The sequence below is a fragment of the Ramlibacter alkalitolerans genome (genome assembly GCF_016722765.1).
Lineage (GTDB): Bacteria > Pseudomonadota > Gammaproteobacteria > Burkholderiales > Burkholderiaceae_C > Ramlibacter > Ramlibacter alkalitolerans.
Map to the genome: position 1 here is coordinate 52,626 of NZ_JAEQND010000011.1, position 17,059 is coordinate 69,684.

General features: G+C 70.3%; 18 protein-coding genes. 5 read left to right on the forward strand and 13 right to left on the reverse strand.

All coding sequences use genetic code 11. From position 1 onward, the window contains the following. Window positions 1–5 precede the first annotated feature (5 nt). The 5 genes from JI746_RS19395 to JI746_RS19415 are packed head-to-tail and all read right to left on the reverse strand — an operon-like array spanning window position 6 to window position 4,614. Window positions 6–725 carry an ABC transporter ATP-binding protein gene (locus JI746_RS19395; RefSeq protein ID WP_201691921.1) on the reverse strand — a complete coding sequence of 240 codons (720 nt, stop codon included), beginning with the start codon at window positions 723–725 and terminating at the stop codon, window positions 6–8. Continuing rightward, window positions 715–1,452 carry an ABC transporter ATP-binding protein gene (locus tag JI746_RS19400; RefSeq protein WP_330893037.1) on the reverse strand — a complete coding sequence of 246 codons (738 nt, stop codon included), beginning with the start codon at window positions 1,450–1,452 and terminating at the stop codon, window positions 715–717. The genes JI746_RS19395 and JI746_RS19400 overlap by 11 nt, the downstream gene beginning before the upstream one ends. A 25-nt stretch (window positions 1,453–1,477) precedes the next feature. Next, window positions 1,478–2,479 (reverse strand): branched-chain amino acid ABC transporter permease, encoded by a 1,002-nt coding sequence (locus JI746_RS19405; protein ID WP_330893038.1) that lies wholly within the window; start codon window positions 2,477–2,479, stop codon window positions 1,478–1,480. After that, a complete protein-coding gene (locus JI746_RS19410) occupies window positions 2,476–3,336 on the reverse strand; it encodes a branched-chain amino acid ABC transporter permease (protein WP_201691923.1) in 861 nt (286 codons plus the stop codon). Before JI746_RS19410 ends, JI746_RS19405 begins: the two co-directional genes overlap by 4 nt. A gap of 30 nt (window positions 3,337–3,366) precedes the next feature. Continuing rightward, a complete protein-coding gene (locus JI746_RS19415; protein ID WP_201691924.1) occupies window positions 3,367–4,614 on the reverse strand; it encodes an ABC transporter substrate-binding protein in 1,248 nt (415 codons plus the stop codon). A 198-nt stretch (window positions 4,615–4,812) separates the two neighbouring features. Between JI746_RS19415 and JI746_RS19420 the strand changes: the two genes are divergently transcribed. From JI746_RS19420 to JI746_RS19430, 3 genes are all read left to right on the forward strand, one after another. After that, a complete protein-coding gene (locus tag JI746_RS19420; RefSeq protein WP_330893039.1) occupies window positions 4,813–5,493 on the forward strand; it encodes a GntR family transcriptional regulator in 681 nt (226 codons plus the stop codon). 35 nt (window positions 5,494–5,528) lie between these two features. Further along, the gene (locus JI746_RS19425; RefSeq protein WP_201691926.1) at window positions 5,529–7,049 is read left to right on the forward strand and encodes an aldehyde dehydrogenase; all 1,521 of its coding nucleotides are present in this window, start codon (window positions 5,529–5,531) and stop codon (window positions 7,047–7,049) included. Between the two features lie 278 nt (window positions 7,050–7,327). Then, window positions 7,328–7,558 carry a hypothetical protein gene (locus JI746_RS19430; RefSeq protein ID WP_201691927.1) on the forward strand — a complete coding sequence of 77 codons (231 nt, stop codon included), beginning with the start codon at window positions 7,328–7,330 and terminating at the stop codon, window positions 7,556–7,558. Here JI746_RS19430 and JI746_RS19435 read toward each other — a convergent pair whose 3' ends face one another. Beyond that, window positions 7,559–9,190, reverse strand: coding sequence for an ABC transporter permease (locus tag JI746_RS19435; protein WP_201691928.1), 1,632 nt, complete (start codon window positions 9,188–9,190; stop codon window positions 7,559–7,561). Between the two features lie 82 nt (window positions 9,191–9,272). Here JI746_RS19435 and JI746_RS19440 point away from each other — a divergent pair, with 82 nt between their 5' ends. After that, window positions 9,273–10,397, forward strand: coding sequence for an ABC transporter ATP-binding protein (locus tag JI746_RS19440; RefSeq protein WP_201691929.1), 1,125 nt, complete (start codon window positions 9,273–9,275; stop codon window positions 10,395–10,397). Between the two features lie 89 nt (window positions 10,398–10,486). On the opposite strand, the gene JI746_RS19445 is transcribed toward JI746_RS19440, so the two are convergent. The 6 genes from JI746_RS19445 to JI746_RS19470 are packed head-to-tail and all read right to left on the reverse strand — an operon-like array spanning window position 10,487 to window position 15,117. Beyond that, the gene (locus JI746_RS19445; RefSeq protein WP_201691930.1) at window positions 10,487–11,308 is read right to left on the reverse strand and encodes a lysophospholipid acyltransferase family protein; all 822 of its coding nucleotides are present in this window, start codon (window positions 11,306–11,308) and stop codon (window positions 10,487–10,489) included. Next, window positions 11,305–12,606, reverse strand: a complete 1,302-nt coding sequence (locus JI746_RS19450; RefSeq protein WP_201691931.1) for a dihydroorotase — start codon at window positions 12,604–12,606, stop codon at window positions 11,305–11,307. The genes JI746_RS19445 and JI746_RS19450 overlap by 4 nt, the downstream gene beginning before the upstream one ends. Continuing rightward, window positions 12,603–13,574 (reverse strand): aspartate carbamoyltransferase catalytic subunit, encoded by a 972-nt coding sequence (locus JI746_RS19455; RefSeq protein ID WP_201691932.1) that lies wholly within the window; start codon window positions 13,572–13,574, stop codon window positions 12,603–12,605. The genes JI746_RS19450 and JI746_RS19455 overlap by 4 nt, the downstream gene beginning before the upstream one ends. A 13-nt stretch (window positions 13,575–13,587) precedes the next feature. Further along, on the reverse strand, window positions 13,588–14,109 hold the full coding sequence (gene pyrR / locus JI746_RS19460; protein WP_201691933.1) for a bifunctional pyr operon transcriptional regulator/uracil phosphoribosyltransferase PyrR: 522 nt from the start codon (window positions 14,107–14,109) through the stop codon (window positions 13,588–13,590). Next, window positions 14,106–14,528 carry a Holliday junction resolvase RuvX gene (gene ruvX, locus JI746_RS19465; protein WP_201691934.1) on the reverse strand — a complete coding sequence of 141 codons (423 nt, stop codon included), beginning with the start codon at window positions 14,526–14,528 and terminating at the stop codon, window positions 14,106–14,108. The genes pyrR and ruvX overlap by 4 nt, the downstream gene beginning before the upstream one ends. Further along, window positions 14,521–15,117 (reverse strand): YqgE/AlgH family protein, encoded by a 597-nt coding sequence (locus tag JI746_RS19470; protein ID WP_201691935.1) that lies wholly within the window; start codon window positions 15,115–15,117, stop codon window positions 14,521–14,523. Before JI746_RS19470 ends, ruvX begins: the two co-directional genes overlap by 8 nt. Window positions 15,118–15,136: 19 nt before the next feature. Here JI746_RS19470 and JI746_RS19475 point away from each other — a divergent pair, with 19 nt between their 5' ends. Beyond that, on the forward strand, window positions 15,137–16,591 hold the full coding sequence (locus JI746_RS19475) for a cryptochrome/photolyase family protein (RefSeq protein ID WP_236599978.1): 1,455 nt from the start codon (window positions 15,137–15,139) through the stop codon (window positions 16,589–16,591). 10 nt (window positions 16,592–16,601) lie between these two features. Here JI746_RS19475 and JI746_RS19480 read toward each other — a convergent pair whose 3' ends face one another. Next, a complete protein-coding gene (locus tag JI746_RS19480) occupies window positions 16,602–16,964 on the reverse strand; it encodes a PA2779 family protein (protein ID WP_201691937.1) in 363 nt (120 codons plus the stop codon). Window positions 16,965–17,059 lie beyond the last annotated feature (95 nt).

The following is a 17,059-nucleotide window of genomic DNA, read 5'->3' on the forward strand; positions in this document are numbered from 1 at the left end:
GCTCCTTAGTGCACGCCCAGGTGCCGCTGCAGCTCGGGCTGGCGCTGCTCGAACTCCTCGCGCGTGCCCGCGAACACCACCCGGCCGGTATTGAGCAGCACCACGTCGTCGGCCAGCTTCATCGCCAGGCCGAGGTTCTGTTCCACGAGCAGGATGGAGATCTCCTTCTTCAGCTCGGCGAGCACGTTGCCCAGTTCGCGCACGATCATGGGCGCCAGGCCTTCGGAAGGTTCGTCGAGCAGCAGCACGCGCGGATTGGTCATGAGCGCCCGGCCCACGGCCAGCATCTGCTGTTCGCCCCCCGACAGGCTGCCGGCGACCTGCTTCTCGCGCTCCTTCAGCCGCGGGAAGATCGCCTGCACGTCCTGCCGGCTCCAGCGTTTCGCTCCCGCGGCCGGTGCGCTGCGGCGGGCGGCCACTTCCAGGTTCTCGTACACCGTCAGCGTGGGGAAGATGCGGCGGCCCTGCGGCACGAAGCCCACGCCGTGGCGGCAGATCGCCTCCGGTGCCGCCCCCTGCAGCTCGCGCTCGCCGATGCGGATGTGGCCCGAGCGCGGCGGCAGGAAGCCGACCACCGCGTGCATGCAGGTGCTCTTGCCGGCGCCGTTGCGCCCCAGCAGCGCCAGCAGCCGGCCCGAGGAGACCTCCAGGGACACGTCGTGCAGCACGTGGCTGTCGCCGTAGAAGGCGTTGATGCGGTCGACCGAAAGAAGGCTAGTGGCCAAGGTAGATCTCCCGCGTTCGCGGATCGTCGACGACCTCGCTGCGCGTGCCGGCGGTGATCACCTCGCCGTAGTGCAGCAGCGTGATGCGGTCGGCCAGCGCCAGCGCGACGTCCATGTCGTGCTCGATCATCAGCACGGTGATCTCGCGCGAGACCGAGGCGAGCAGCGCATGCACCGTGGCGCGCTCCTCCGCCGAAAGACCGGCGAAGGGTTCGTCCAGCAGCAGCAGCACCGGCTGCTGCGCCAGCGCCATCGCGATCTCGAGCCGGCGCTTCTCGCCGTAGGAGGTCTGCTCCAGCGGCAGGTCCGCCTTGTCGGCCAGGCCCACGGCCTCCAACTGGCGCAGCGCGCGCCGGCGCAGGTCCTGTTCGCGCCGCAGCGCGCCCCACGGCCGCCAGCGCAGGGGCGCGCGGCCCATGAGCGCCAGCATCACGTTGTGCACCAGCGTGTCGCGGCCGAACAGCGTGAGGATCTGGAAGGTGCGGGCGATGCCCTGCCGCGCGCGCACGGCGGTGGGATGGCGCGTGAGGTCGCGGCCGGCCAGCCGGATGCTGCCCCCGTCGGCCGAGAGGTCGCCGGCAATCAGGTTGAACAGCGTCGTCTTGCCGGCGCCGTTCGGGCCGATGATCAGGTGGCGCTCGCCGGCCTCGAGGGCGAGGTCGACGCCGCGCGTCACCTTCAGGCCGCCGAAGGACTTGGTCAGGCCCTGGACGTCCAGCACCGTCACGGATCGACCCTCCCGGCGTTCACATTCACGGTGCCTTCTCCAGCGCGACCGGATCGGCCGCCAGGGCCGCGTTCGCATCGACGCGCGGCACGCCGGCGCGCAGGCGCGTCCACAGCCGCTGCAGCCCGGGCACGATGCCGCCCGGCACGAACATCACGATCAGCACGAACACGATCCCGAGCAGCATGATCCAGCGGTCGATGTAGGCGCTGGCGACGTTCTTCAGCAGCACCACCAGCGCCGCGCCCGCGATCGGACCGACCAGCGTGCCGGGCCCGCCGGCGATCACCATCAGCAGCATCTCCGCCGAGCCGGCCAGCGACAGGCTGTGCGGGCTGATGAACTGCTGGTAGTAGACGTACATGAGGCCCGCCACGCCGCCCAGCACGCCGCTGGCGGTGAAGGTGAGCCAGCGGATGCGCCAGACGTCGTAGCCGAGGGTGCTCATGCGGCGCGGCTGGTCGCGCGTGCCGCGGATGGTGGCACCGAAGGGCGAGTGGACCAGCACCCGAACGGCCACGAACACCAGCACGAACACCACCAGCGCGAACCAGTAGAAGGCGCGGGCGTCGTTGAGGTCCAGGCCGAAGGGCGCCGGCCGCGTCAGCCCCGAAAGGCCGTTGTCGCCACCGGTGACGCTGGCCCACCGGTACGCCAGGCCCCACAGTACCTGCCCCAGCGCCAGCGTGATCATCAGGAAGCTCAGGCCCGAGGCGCGCAGCGCCACCAGGCCGAACACCGCTGCCATCAGGCCGGTGAAGCCGAGCGCGCCGGCGGCCGCGGCGAGGTGCCCCCACTTCAGGTTCAGCACCAGCCACGCGCTGGTGTACGCCGACAGCCCCAGGTAGCCTGCATGCCCCAGCGAGACCAGTCCCGCATAGCCCACGAGCAGGTTCAGGCTCAGTGCGAACAGCGCCGCGATCAGCACCTGCGTCGCGAGGTTGATGTAGTAGTCGCCCCCGAGCCAGTAAGGCGCGGTGGCCAGCACCAGCGCCAGCGCGCCCGTCGCGACCGACTGCCGGTTCACGCCGTGATCCTTCCGAACAGGCCGCGCGGGCGGGCCGCCAGGATCACCACCATGGGCAGGAACAGGATGATGTAGGCCAGGTCCGGCAGCAGCACCTGGCCGAAGGTGTAGATGAAGCCCACGACGAAGCTGCCGACGAAGGCGCCGAACAGGCTGCCCAGCCCGCCCAGGATCACCACCACCAGCGCGAGCGGCAGGGTATCGGCTTCCATGCCGGGGTAGACGGAGAGGATGGGCGCGGCGACCACGCCGCCCAGGCCGGCCAGAGCGGTGCCGAGCGAGAACACCAGCACGTACAGCAGCGGCGCCGGGATGCCGATGCTGCGCGCCATCTGCATGTCGTCGACGCTGGCGCGGATCATCATGCCGATGCGCGTCTTCTCCAGCAGCAGCCAGAGCAGCAGCGCGACGCCGATCGCCATCAGCAGCACGGCGAGCCGGTAGAGGGGGAAGGCCATGCCGAACACGCGCACGGCACCGGCCAGCAGCGCCGGCGGCGAGACCGGCTGCGGATCGCCGCCCCAGTACCAGAGGCAGAAGTCCGCGATGATGAAGGCGATGCCGAGCGTGGCCAGCACCTGGCTGAGGGGATTGCCCGCCAGCCGCCGCAGCACCACGCGTTCGACCACGGCGCCCAGGCAGCCGACGGCCACGCCCGCCGCCAGCAGGGCCACCACGAAGGAGGCGCCGCTGCGCAGCACGCTCAGGCCGACGTAGGCGCCCAGCATGAAGTAGGCGCCGTGCGAGAGGTTGGCGATGCGCATCAGGCCGAAGATCAGCGAGAAGCCCGCCGCCAGGATGAACAGCACGCCGCCCAGGGCAAGGCTGTTCAGGCTCTGGATCACCCACAGGTTCATCGCGTCGTCCCGGCCGGATTCGCGCTCAGCTTACTTCTCGATGTTCTTCGCCGGCGGATAGTCGCGCGAGTACACCGGGTTGGCCAGGAAGTCCTTGGTGTCGTACTTCCAGAACTGGCTCACCGCCGGATAGGTCTTCACCACGCTGTTGACGAGGCGGCCGTCCTTGCGTTCCACCTTGCGGATGTAGACGTCCATCAGCGGGTTGCCCAGGGCGTCGAGCTTGATGGTGCCGCGCGGGTCGTCGCGCACTTCCACCTTGCGCAGGGCGGCCATGAAGGCCTCGCGTTCCTCGATCCTGCCCTTCACCGCGGTGACGGCCTGCTCCAGCATCAGCGCCGCGCCATAGGCGCCCATCGAGTAGTAGCCCGGGTCTTCCTTGTACTCGCGGCGCATCGCGTCGACGAACTTGCGGTTGCTGGCATTGGCGATGCCGGCGCTGTACCAGCCCGAGGAAACGACGCCCACGGCCTCGTCGCCCATCATCTTGAGCACGCCCTCGTCCACCGTGGTCATGGTGCCGAGCACGGGGATCTTGCCCTTGAGTCCGTACTCGTTGTATTGCTTGAGGAACTTCACGCCGTTGCTGCCGGCGAAGCCCGCGAACACCGCATCGACGTCCGGCTTGATCTGGCTGATGTAGCTGCCGTAGTCGGCCACGTTCAGCGGCGACCAGAGCTTCTGCACCACCTTGCCGCCGTTCTCCTCGAAGGTGCGCTGGAAGCCGGCGGCCAGCTCGTGGCCGAAGGCGAAGTCGTCGGCGATGATCGCGATGCGCTTGTACTTCAGCTCCTTGGCCGCGTACTCGCCCAGCGGATGGTTCGGCTGCGCCGAGGTGCCGACCGCGCGCACGAACCAGGGATTGGGCTTGCGCTGCGTCAGGTCCTCCGCGGCGGCGGAGGGCGAGATCACGGGCACCTGCACCTTGCGGATGTAGTCGTCGATGGCCAGCGCCTCGAAGGCCGCCAGCGGGCCGAGGATGACGTCGACCTTGTCCTTTTCCACCAGCTCCTGCGCCTTGGTTTTGGTGATGGCCGGCTGGCCGCCGGTGTCGGCGGTGAAGAGTTCCACCTTGCGGCCGGCGATGGTGTTGTTGCGCTCCTTGAGGAACAGCTTCAGCCCGTCTTCCATCTGCTTTCCGCCGGCCGCCAGTGCGCCCGACTTGATGGTGAGGAAGCCGAGCCGGATCGGATCGCCTTGCGCGTGGGCGCTCATGCTGAAAGCCGAGGCGGCGACGATCGCCGCGGCCGACGCCCGGAACACCAGATTGCTGACCATGCCTTGTCTCCTTGGAATGCTGCGGACCGAATTTCGCTCCGCCGTGATATCTCAGGCCCGCACGGTACAAACTCGCCGCCGCAGGGGCTATGCGGGCAAACCCTTCGTAGGGGATTGCGCGCAATCGGGCGCGGGATGGCTAAGATGCGGCCGTTCGTGATATCTCACGAGCGACCGAACCGAAAGCTTTCCGAGTCCGTGCAAGCCCTGCCCAGCGCCGCCCCCGAAGCCGCCAGCCGCCTCTGGCGGGAGCGGATCTACGAGCAGTTGCGCGCCGACATCCTCAACTGCGCCGTGCCGCCGGGCGCCGAGATCCGCGAGGGCGAGCTCGCGCTGCGCTTCGGCGTGAGCAAGTCGCCGGTGCGCGACGCGCTGATGCACCTGCAGCGCGAAGGCCTGGTGATCGCCCTGCCGCGCCAGGGCTACCGCGTCTCCTCGGTGTCGCTGGCCGACGTCGACGACATGTTCCACCTGCGCGCCGCACTGGAACGCGCCTGCATGGAGCGCATCGTGCGCAATGCCAGCGACGAGCGCCTGCAGGGGCTGGACCGCTTCCGCCGCTTCGAGGCCGGGGCGTGGTCCGGCGGCTTCATCGAATACAACCGCGCCTTCCACCGCAGCCTGGCGGAAGTCGCGGGCAACGCGCGCATGCGCGACCAGCTCACCGACCTGATCGACCAGATGGAACGCGTCGTTCGCGTGAGCGTCGCCAGCATCAAGCAGGGCGATCCGCAGCTGGTCGTGCGCGAACACGGCGTGATGATCGACGCGCTGCAGGCGCGCGACACGCGCAAGGCCGAGCGCCTGGCCGAACGCCACATCGCCACCGCGGGCAAGCGGGTGCAGCAGGCGCTCGCGCGCCTGGTCGTTCCCGGCTGATCCCCCTTTTCGTCTCAGCAAGAAAGGTCTCCCCAATGTCTGCAGCGAACGCACGGGTGCCGTTCCACGGCCTGTTCATCGACGGCAAGGAGGTGCCCGCCACGAGCGACGAGCGCCTCGACGTGCTCAACCCCGCCACCGGCGAAGTGCTGGCGCGCATCAGCCATGCGAGCGACGCCGACGTGGACCGCGCCGTGCGCAGCGCCGGCGCCGCCTTCGAAGCGAAGGAATGGGCGTCGATGTCGAACCGCACGCGCGCGAAGTTGATCAACAAGCTGGCCGACGTGTTCGAAGCGCACCTGGAGGAGATGTTCACGCTGGAGACGGCCAACAACGGTCGCTCGGTGAACGAGACCCGCGCGCAGATCTCGCGCCTGCCGGACTTCTTCCGCTACAACGCCGGCCTGGCGATCGCGCGCCGCGACGCCGTGATCCCGGTGGACGGCAACTATCTGAACTACACCATCCGCACGCCGGTGGGCGTGGTCGGCAACTCGACGCCCTTCAACCATCCGCTGATGATCATGGTGAAGTCGCTGGCGCCGACGCTGGCCTCGGGCTGCACCACCGTCGTCAAGCCTTCCGAGTACACGCCGCTGACCACGCTGCGGCTGGCGCAACTGTTCGTCGATGCGGGCTTGCCGCCCGGCGTCTTCAACGTCGTCACGGGCCTGGGCCCCACCACCGGCAAGGCGCTGGCCTCGCACCGCGGCATCGCCAAATGGGTGCTCACCGGCGGCACGGAAGCGGGCCGCATCACCGGCGCGCTGGCGGGCGGCAACTTCGCGCACCAGACGCAGGAACTCGGTGGCAAGACGCCGGTGCTGGTGTTCGACGACTTCGACGTCGACCAGGCCGTCAACTACGCCGCCTTCGGCGCCTTCATCGGCGCCGGCCAGACCTGCATCTGCGGCAGCCGCCAGATCGTGCACGAAAGCATCTACGACGAGTTCGTCGCGAAGCTCGCCGAGAAGGCGAAGACGATCCGCATCGGCAACCCGGTCGATCCGTCCGTGCAGCTGGGTCCCGTGGTCTCCAGGCGCCAGCAGAATCGCGTGCTCGAATACGTGCGCATCGGCCTGGAGGAAGACAAGGCCCGGCTGGTGGCCGGCGGCCGCGTGCCGGCGGATCCGTCGCTGGCCGACGGCTTCTTCGTGGAGCCGACGGTGTTCGCCGACGTCACGCCGCGCATGCGCATCTTCCAGGAGGAAGTGTTCGGCCCCTTCGTGTCGGTGAGCAGGTTCGCCACCGAGGAGGAGGCGATCGCGATGGCGAACGACTCCCCCTTCGGTCTCGCCGGCGCCATCCGCACCAGCAACGTGACGCGTGCGCACCGCGTCGCGGCGCGCCTGAAGTGCGGCATCGTGTGGGTGAACGACCACCACCGCCTGGACCCCGCTTCGCCCTGGGGCGGCGTGAAGGATTCGGGCATCGGTCGCGAGTGCGGCACCGAATCGTTCGACCAGCACTTCGAGACCAAGAGCGTGATGGTCCGGCTCGACGAAGCGCCGTTCGACTGGTACCAGGACACCGCGAACCAGCGTCGCCTGAATTAGTTCCCCGGCACCGGCCTCGAGGTGCCGAATGGCGCGTGGAGGCTTGTCGCAATGCAGCAGGAAGACGCGAATTCCGTAGGCGAAATTAAGCGTCGAACTTCTCCTACGGATGTGCGGCGCGCCCCACGCAAGCTATTGCGCCGCACCATTGCGATCCGTTACACAGTGAGGCCCCTGCTCGCTACGAACGGTCTTCGCATTGTCGCCAAGGCGTCCTAGCATGGTTCCACATGCCAGCTACCAGCACGAACCAGCAGACGCGACGAGGAGAGCTTTGGATGACTTCCGCTGATTACCGGATCGAAAGCAGTCAACCCATCGCCGGTCGTTTCTGGCCCGCCAACGGCCTGCAGCAGTACGCGGTGCACGACCGCGCCCTCGCGGTGAGCCTGGCGGCAAAGAGCTTCACCTCCGACAGCGAGATCCGCGTGGTGCACGTGCCCACCGGCGAAGTGGTGTTCCGCAAGCCGCCGCGGCGCCGCCAGGAGTGGGCCACCGACGACGTCTGATCAGCCCCGCGCGCCCTCCCCTGCGGTTGCCGGCACGCGCAAGGTTCGACTGAGAAGGACCACCGGAACCAGGCCCACCAGCACCAGCGCCAGCGAAGGCAGGGCAGCCTCGCCGAGGCGCTCGTCTCGCGCCAGCTGGTAGGCCACCACCGCCAGCGTATCGCTGTTGAACGGCCGCAGCACCAGCGTCGCCGGCAGCTCCTTCATCACGTCCACGAACACCAGCAGCGCCGCCGCGGCGGTGGAGCGCTTGAGCAGCGGCCAGTGCACGCGCGCCAGCAGCGCCGTCCCACCGGTGCCCAGCATGCGCGCGGAGTCGTCCAGGCTGGCCGGGATGCGCGCGTAGCCGCTCTGCACCGACTGCAAGGCCACCGAGACGAAGCGCACGAGGTACGCCCACACGATGCCCAGCACGGTGGCCGTCATCCAGTAGCCGACGCCGCTCTGCGGCCAGACCTGCTGCAGCCAGCCGACCGGCAGCAGCAGGCCCACCACCAGCACCGCGCCCGGAACCGCGTAGCCCAGTGCAGCGATCTGGACGACCCGGCGCGTCACGCCCCCAGGGGAACGGCGCAGCCGGTACGCCAGCAGCACGGCGGTGGCCACGGCCAGGGCCGCGCTGATCCCGCCCAGCCGCAGGCTGTTGAACGACCACTGCAGGAAGCGGTCCCAGGGCAGCGCGGACCAGTCGGCCGCCAGCGGGCGCAGCATGAAGACGACCGGCAGCACGAAGCCGAGCAGCACCGGGGCACCGCACACCGCCCAGGCGATGCCGCGGGCCGCGCCGCGCAGCGCCACCGGCTGCGCCTCCGCCCCGCCGCGGCTGCGGCCGGCGGTGAAGCGCAGGCGCTTCTGCGCCCGCGTCTCCAGCGCCAGCAGCACCGCCACCACCAGCAGCAGCAGCGTCGCCAGCTGCGCCGCCGCGATGCGGTTGTCCATGGCGAGCCAGGCCTTGTAGATGCCGGCGCTGAAGGTCTGGATGCCGAAGTAGCTGGCGACGCCGAAATCCGCCAGGGTCTCCATCAGCGCCAGTGCGACACCGGCGGTGATGGCCGGGCGCGCCAGCGGCAAGGCCACGCTGCGGATGCGGCGCGCCAGCGGCGCACCGAGCAGCCGCGCCGCCTCCATCAGCTGCGCGGCGCGCTCGGCCAGCGCCGTGCGCACCAGCAGGTACACGTAGGGATAGAGCGAGAACACGAACACGCCCACCGCGCCGGGCAGGTTGCGCACCTCGGGGAACACGCGCCCTTCGAGCCCCGTCTGCGCGCGGATCCACATCTGCAGCGGGCCGCTGAACTGCAGGAAATCGGTGTACGCGTAGGCGACCACATAGGCCGGCATGGCCAGCGGCAGCAGCAGCGCCCATTCGAAGGCGCGGCGGCCCGGGAACTCGAACAGGGTCACGGCCGCAGCGGCGGCGGTGCCGACCAGCGCCGCGCCGATGCCGACCGCCACGCACAGCAGCAGGCTGGTGAGCGCGTAGTCGGGCAGCACCGTGGCGCCCATCTCGCGCAGGATCTGCCCGCTGGTGCCGTTCCACGACAGCCAGGAGGCGAAGACGGCCAGCACCGGCAGCACGAGCAGGCCGGCGACCAACAGCAGGGGCAGGTCGGCCAGCCGACGCAGGTTCATGGGGACAGTCTGGAGGCGCAGCGCGGCAGGGCGCTTGTCATTCGTCAAGTGAATGAGAATTGTATGCAACTAGAATCGTCGCATGCATCTCGAGCTGCGCCAGTTGAGCGTCCGCTACCCGGGCCGTCCGCGCCCGGCCGTCGAAGGCGTGTCGCTCGGCCTCGCGGCCGGCGAGATCGGCGTGCTGATCGGCCCTTCGGGCTGCGGCAAGACCACGCTGCTGCGTGCCGTGGCGGGCCTGGAGCCGGCGAGCGCGGGGCAGATCCTGGTGTCGGGCTCGGCGGTCGCGAGCGCGGGCGTGAACGTGCCGCCGGAGCGGCGCCAGATCGGCATGGTGTTCCAGGACTACGCCCTGTTCCCGCATCTGGACGTGCAGCATAACGTGGCCTTCGGCCTGGATCGCGGGTTCGCGCGCGCGCAGCGCAAGGCGCGGGTCGAGGAGGTGCTGGCCCTGGTCGGCCTGGAGGGCACCGGCAGGCGCATGCCGCACGAGCTCTCCGGCGGCCAGCAGCAGCGCGTCGCGCTGGCGCGGGCCCTGGCTCCGCGGCCGCAGCTGCTGCTGCTCGACGAACCCTTCTCCAACCTCGACGTCGACCTGCGCGAGCGGCTGGCGCACGAGATCCGCGGCATCCTCAAGGCCGCGGGCGCGACGGCACTGTTCGTCACCCACGACCAGCTCGAAGCCTTCGCCACCGGCGACGTGATCGGCGTGATGCACGAAGGCCGGCTGCACCAGTGGGACGACGCGTACACGCTGTACCACCGGCCGGCCACCCGCTTCGTCGCCGACTTCATCGGCCACGGCGTGTTCGCGCCCGCCACGCTCAAGCGCGTCGGCGACCAGGTCGTCGTGCACACGGCCCTGGGCCCCCTGACGGATGGCTGCGAGTGCGTGCTGCCGGCCGCCTTCGGCTACGGCCAGTGCGAAGTGCTGCTGCGGGCCGACGACATCGTGCACGACGACGACGCGCCGGTGAAGGCGCAGATCGTGCGCAAGGCCTTCCGCGGTTCGGAATTCCTCTACACGCTGCGGCTGTCGTCGGGCGACACGCTGCTCGCCCACGTGCCGAGCCACCACGACCACCGCATCGGCGAGTGGATCGGCATCCGCGTGCAGGTGGACCACGTGGTCACGTTCCAGCGCGAAGCGGCCGCGGCGGCGCCGCCGATCGCGTCGTTCGCGACCTCGACGCCCGGGCTTCTTTGATCCTGCGTCCCCGCGCCGCGCTCCTCCGTCATCCCCGCGCCCTACCCGTCATCCCCGCGCCCCTCCCCGTCATCCCCGCGCCCTTCCCGTCATCCCCGCGCAGGCGGGGATCCAGGGCTTCCCGCTGTTCCACGCGCTGCGCGCGTGCCCTGGGCCCCCGCCTGCGCGGGGGTGACGGCGTGGCGCAGCGCATCCACCGCCGCATGCAGGTCATGCGCCCACTGCCGCCGATCCCGCCCCCCATCCCGCTGCGCCTCGCCGAAGCGCACCTGCGCCACGAACGGCGGCCCCGCCAGCGTGCGCCACAGCGAGGTGAGCAGCGTGTCGTCGCCGAGATAAAGCGGCCCCGGGCTGTTCGCGCCGCTGCTCCGGTCGACGAAGCACAGGGCCACCGGCTGCACCGGCGCCCGCGCCGAGATCGCCGCCTGCACCAGGTTGGCGTGGAAGGGCAGCAGCGCCTCGCCGTCGCCCGTGGTCCCTTCCGGAAACACGGCCACGATCTCGCCGCGCTGCAGGCTCTCGGCCATGTGGTGCACCACGCGCATCGCGTCGCGCCGCTTCTCGCGCTCGATGTAGAGCGTGCCGCCGCCGGTGGCCAGCGTGCCGAGCAGGGGCCAGTGCTTCAGGTCCGACTTGGCGACGAAGCGGCAATGCCGCGCCGCATGGATCACCAGGATGTCGAGCCAGGAGATGTGGTTGGCCACCAGCAGCATCGGGCCTTGCGCCGGCGGTTCGCCGCTCACCTGCAGCGGAATGCCCAGCACGTGCAGCATGCGCCGGGCCCAGGCCTGCACGGTCGCATCGCGGCGCTGCTGCGGCCAGTGCGGGAACAGCAGCGTGATGGTCAGCCAGCCTGCGATCGCATGCAGCAGCGCGCAGCCCAGCCGCCACGACGCGCGCAGGTGCCTCAACTCGGCCTGGCCTCGTAGGCGACCTGCCCGCCGACGATCGTGCAGCGCACGGCCGCCGGCAGTTCATGCCCGGCAAAGGGCGTGTTGCGTCCCTGGCTGCGCAGCCGCGCGGGCTCCACGCTCCACGCCGCCTTCGGATCGAAGATGCAGACATCGGCCACGCCGCCATCGAGCAGTTGCCCGGCGCTGGCCTGCAGCGTGCCGAGCGAGGAGCCGAGCACGCGGGCCGGCTCGCTGGTGAGCACGGCCAGCGCGCGCGTGAGCGCCACGCCGTCTTCCTGGGCCCACTTGAGCGCCAGCCCCAGCAGCAGTTCCAGCCCGGTCGCGCCCGGCTCCGCCTCGCTGAAGGGCAGCGTCTTGGCGTCCTCGTCCACCGGCGTGTGGTCGGACACCAGCGCATCGATGGTGCCGTCGGCGAGGCCGGCGCGCAGCGCGTCGCGATCGCGCTGCTGCCGCAGCGGCGGATCCAGGCGCATGCGCGCATCGAAGTAGCCGATGTCGACGTCCGTCAGGTGCAGGGAGTTGATGCTGACGTCGCAGGTGAGCTTCAGCCCCTCCTGCTTCGCCTGCCGCACCAGCGCCACGCCCGCCGCGCTGCTCAGGCGGCAGACGTGCACCCGCGCGCCGGTGATGCGCATCAGCTCGAAGATCGTGTGCAGCGCGATCGTCTCGGCCGCGACCGGCACGCCGGGCAGCCCGAGCCGCGTGGCCAGCGGTCCGCTGGCGGCGACCCCCCGCCCCAGGTAGTAGTCCTGCGGCCGCAGCCACACCGGGTAGCCGAAGGTCGATGCGTACTGCAGCGCGCGCTGCAGCACCTGCGTGTTCTGCAGCGGCGCCTCGGCCTGGGTGAAGCCGATGCAGCCGGACTCGGTGAGTTCCGCCATCTCGGTCAGCTCTTCGCCGGCGAGGTTGCGGGTCAGCGCGCCGAGCGGGAACACGCGCGCCTGGTGCAGTTTCTCGGTGCGGAACTTGAGCATGTCGACCAAGCCGGGCTCGTCCAGCACCGGGTCGGTGTCGGGCGGGCAGACCAGGCTGGTCACGCCGCCCGCCACGGCCGCGGCCATCTCGCTTTCGAGCATGCCCTCGTGCTCGTGGCCCGGCTCGCGCAGCCGCACCGCCAGGTCCACCAGGCCGGGGGCGACGATGCAGCCGCTGGCGTCGATCACGCGGTTGGCGCTGAAGCCCTCGGGGATGTTGCGCACCGCCAGCACGCGGCCGGCGGCGAGCGCCACGTCGCAGGTCTCGTCGAAGTTGCGCGCGGGATCGATGACGCGGCCGCCCTGAATGAGGATTTTCATGCCGCCTCCCGCACGTTGCCGGCGACGATGCCCATCACGGCCATGCGCACCGCGATGCCGAAGGTCACCTGCGGCAGGATCACGCTCTGCTTGCCGTCCACCACCTCGGAGTCGATCTCCACGCCGCGGTTGATGGGGCCCGGGTGCATCACGATCGCATCGGGCTTGGCCAGCGTCAGCCGCTCGGGCGTGAGGCCGTAGCGCTTGAAGAACTCCTGCGAGGAGGGCAGCAGGGCGCCGCTCATGCGCTCGTTCTGCAGCCGCAGCATGATGATCACGTCGCAGCCGCGGATGCCCTCTTCCAGCGAATGGAACACGCGCACGCCCATCTGCGCCATGTCGCCGGGCACCAGGGTCTTGGGGCCGACCACGCGCACTTCGGCACAGCCCAGCGTGGTGAGCGCGTGGATGTCGGAGCGCGCCACGCGCGAATGCAGCACGTCGCCGACGATCGCCACCGTGAGGTTGCTGAAGTCCTTCTTGTAGTGGCGGATGGTGTACATGTCCAGCAGCCCCTGCGTGGGGTGCGCATGGCGGCCGTCGCCGGCGTTCACCACGTGCACGTGCGGTGCCACGTGCTGCGCGATGAGATAGGGCGCGCCCGACTCGCTGTGCCGCACGACGAACAGGTCGGCCGCCATCGCCGACAGGTTGGCGATCGTGTCGAGCAGCGACTCGCCCTTGGAGGCCGAGGAGCGCGCGATGTCCAGGTTGATCACGTCGGCCGACAGCCGCGTGGCCGCGATCTCGAAGGTGGTGCGCGTGCGGGTGCTGTTCTCGAAGAACAGGTTGAACACGCTCTTGCCGCGCAGCAGCGGCACCTTCTTGACTTCGCGGTCGCTGATGCTGACGAAGTTGGAGGCCGTGTCCAGGATCTGCGTCAGGATGTCCCTCGGCAGTCCCTCGATGGAGAGCAGGTGGATCAGCTCTCCGTTCTTGTTCAATTGCGGGTTTCTTCTGTAGAGCATGGAGTTCTGGCGGTCAGCTGGCCGTCTCGAGCGCGAAAGTGAACAGCCCGCCGGAATCGCGCGCCAGCGCCAGGGCCTGCGTGGCCGGCAGGCTCACGCGCGCGGCGGCGTAGTCGGCCTGCACCGGCAGCTCGCGGCCGCCGCGGTCCACCAGCACCGCCAGCGCGACCTGGGCGGGCCGGCCGTAGTCGAACAGTTCGTTGAGCACGGCGCGGATGGTGCGGCCGGTGTAGAGCACGTCGTCGAGCAGCAGGATGTGGGCGCCGTTGACGTCGAAGTCCAGCCGCGTCTGCGCGGTGGGTGCGAGGCCGCGCCGCGCGAAATCGTCGCGGTGCATGGCCGACGAGATCACGCCGGCCTCGCCCGGGCGGCCCAGGTCCTTCTGCAGGCGTTCGGCCATCCAGGCGCCGCCCGAGGTGATGCCGACCAATTGCGTGTTCGGCTGCAGCAGGCGCTGCACGCCGTGCAGCAGTTCGCGGTAGAGCCCCTCGGCGTCGAGGAACAGCGCGCCGGAGTTGGCGGAGGCGGGATTCAAGGCAGGCTCCTCAGGAATTGTTCCAGGATGACGCAGGCGCTGGCCGCGTCGGCATCGCGGGCACCGGAGGCCAGCGCCTCGGTCGTGCTGTAGCGCTCGTCCACTTCATAGACCGGCTTGCCGCAGCGGCCGCGCAGCTGGCGCGCGAACTTGCGCGCGCGCACCGTATTTTCGTGGCTCGCGCCGTCGGGATGGAAGGGCACGCCGACCACCAGTGCGTCGGGCTGCCATTCGCGCACGCGCGCCTCGGCGGCGGCCAGCCGCGCCTCGGCACTGTCGGCGGCGATCGTCGGCTGCGGCGTGGCGGTGCGCAACAGGCGGTTGCCCGCGGCGACGCCGGTGCGCCGGAGGCCGAAATCGAAAGCAAGAAAGGTCTGGAACTGCGCGGGAACGACGGGCGACGGCAGGCTTTCAGGCATGCCCCGCGCCCGGCGACAGCATCCAGGACTGCAGCCCCAGCAGCGACAGCGCCTTCTCGTAGCGTTCGGCGATCGGGGTGTCGAAGATCACGCTGGGGTCCGCACCCACGGTGAGCCAGCTGTTTTCCGCCAGCTCCGATTCGAGCTGGCCCTCGCCCCAGGCGGAGTAGCCGAGCGTCACCAGCAGCTTGCGCGGCCCCGCCCCGGTGGCGATCGCTTCCAGCACGTCCTTCGAGGTCGTCATCTCGAGCCCGCCGGGGATCGTCATCGTCGAGGCGTACACCGATTCGTCGGCCTCGGCGCCTTCGGCGTGCACCGCCTCGTGCAGCACGAAGCCCCGCTCGGTCTGCACCGGGCCGCCCTGCAGCACCGGGGTGCTGGCGAGGTCGGCGCGGCCCAGGGGCAGGTCCACCTTCTCGAACAGGTTCTTGAGGTTGATGTCCGTGGGCTTGTTGATCACGAGGCCCAGCGCGCCCTTCTGGCTGTGCTCGCACAGGTACACCACCGAGCGCGCGAACGACGCGTCCTGCAGGCCCGGCATGGCGATCAGGAAGTGGTGCGTCAGGTTCATCGGAGCTTCGTCGCCCATGGCTGCTATTTTACGGGCGATGGCGACCCCCTACTCCGCGGGCCTGGTCTGGTTCCGCCGGGACCTCCGCGCCGACGACCATGCCGCCCTGCAGCAGGCGCTGCGGGCCTGCGCGAGCGTGCATGCTGCTTTCGTTTTCGACAGCGCGATCCTCGACGGCCTGCCGCGCCCGGACCGCCGGGTCGAGTTCATCCGCGACGCCGCGGCGATGCTCGACGACGACCTGCGGGCACTCGGCGGCCCGGGGCGCGGGCTCATCGCCCTGCACGGCGACGCGGCCGAAGCGATTCCGCGCCTGGCCGCGCAGCTGGGCGTGCAGGCGGTGTTCGCTAACCACGACGACGATCCGGCGGCGCTGGCGCGCGATGACTGCGTGCGCGAGCGGCTCGCGCGCGCCGGCATCGCCCTGCACACCTTCAAGGACCACGTGGTGTTCGAGCGGGCCGAGATCCGCACGCAGGCCGGCCAGCCCTATTCCGTGTTCACGCCTTATGCGCGGGCCTGGCTGGCGCGGGTCGACCCTGCCGACCTGGCGCCGTTCGAGGTCGCGGCGCACGCCCGGCGCCTGGCGCCGCGTCCCCGCGAATGGGACCACGCCGTGCCCGGGCTGGAGGAACTCGGCTTCGCCCCGTCCAACCTGCGCGCGACGGGCGTGCGGCCGGGCGCCACCGGTGCGCAGGAGACGCTGCGCGCCTTCCTGCAGCGGATCGATCGCTACGACGCGCAGCGCGATCGACCGGCGCTCGCAGCCACCAGCGGCCTGAGCGTGCACCTGCGCTTCGGCACCGTCTCGATCCGCGACCTGGTGCGGCAAGCGCGTGCGCTGGACGGATCCGGTGCGGCCACGTGGTTGAAGGAACTGGTCTGGCGCGAGTTCTACTTCCAGGTGCTGGCGAACTTCCCGCAGGTGGGCCGCGGCGAGAGCTTCCGGCCCGCCTACGACCGCATCGCCTGGGACCAGGGAGCGCAGGCCGATGCGCGCTTCGCCGCCTGGTGCGAGGGCCGCACCGGCTACCCGCTGGTCGACGCGGCGATGCGGCAGTTGAACACCACCGGCTTCATGCACAACCGCCTGCGCATGGTGACGGCCAGCTTCCTGTGCAAGGACCTGGGCCTGGACTGGCGCCGCGGCGAGCGCTGGTTCGCCGAACGGCTGATCGACTACGAGCTCGCCTCGAACAACGGCGGCTGGCAGTGGGCCAGTTCCTCGGGCTGCGACGCGCAGCCGTGGTTCCGTATCTTCAATCCCCTCACGCAAAGCGAAAGGTTCGATCCGCAGGGCGACTTCATCCGGCACTACGTGCCCGAACTCGCGCAGCTGCCCGCGGCACTGCTGCACGCGCCGTGGCAGGCGAAGCCGGTGGACCTCGCGGCGGCCGGCCTCTCGCTCGGCCGGGACTACCCGCTTCCGATCGTCGATCACGCGCAGGCCCGCGCGCAGACGCTGGCGCGCTACGCCGTCGTGAAGGCGTGAGCCAGGCGGCTCAGAGCAGGATGGCGACGATCACCGCGATCACGACGATGATCAGGATGTCGCGGTCGCTCAGGGCGCCGCCGGCGGGCAGTGCGTCGATGCGCTGCGCCAGCATGTGGACTTCGGCGTCGGTCATGGCGGCCACGCGCCCGGCGGCGTTCAGGCCGCCCACGCCCATGGCCTGCAGGCGCTCGCGCAGGTCGGCGCGCTCGAGGAAGGCCTGGACCTGCGCGCGTTCCATGTCGCTCTGGCTGGCGGATGGGAGCGCGTCGGCGCCTATCATGCCGCTCCATGCCGGCGGCACGGGCGCCACGAGCGCTGCGGCAAGAAGGAACGCAAGAACCCGGGATCGCTGCTGGCCTGCCCTTGGCATGTGTCACCTCCGCGGAAGGAGGCTCATCCTAAGGGGCCCTGCAGGCGGCGCCAGCGGCCGCGCGAGGTAACAGTTGCCTTCACTTGCTGCAGGCT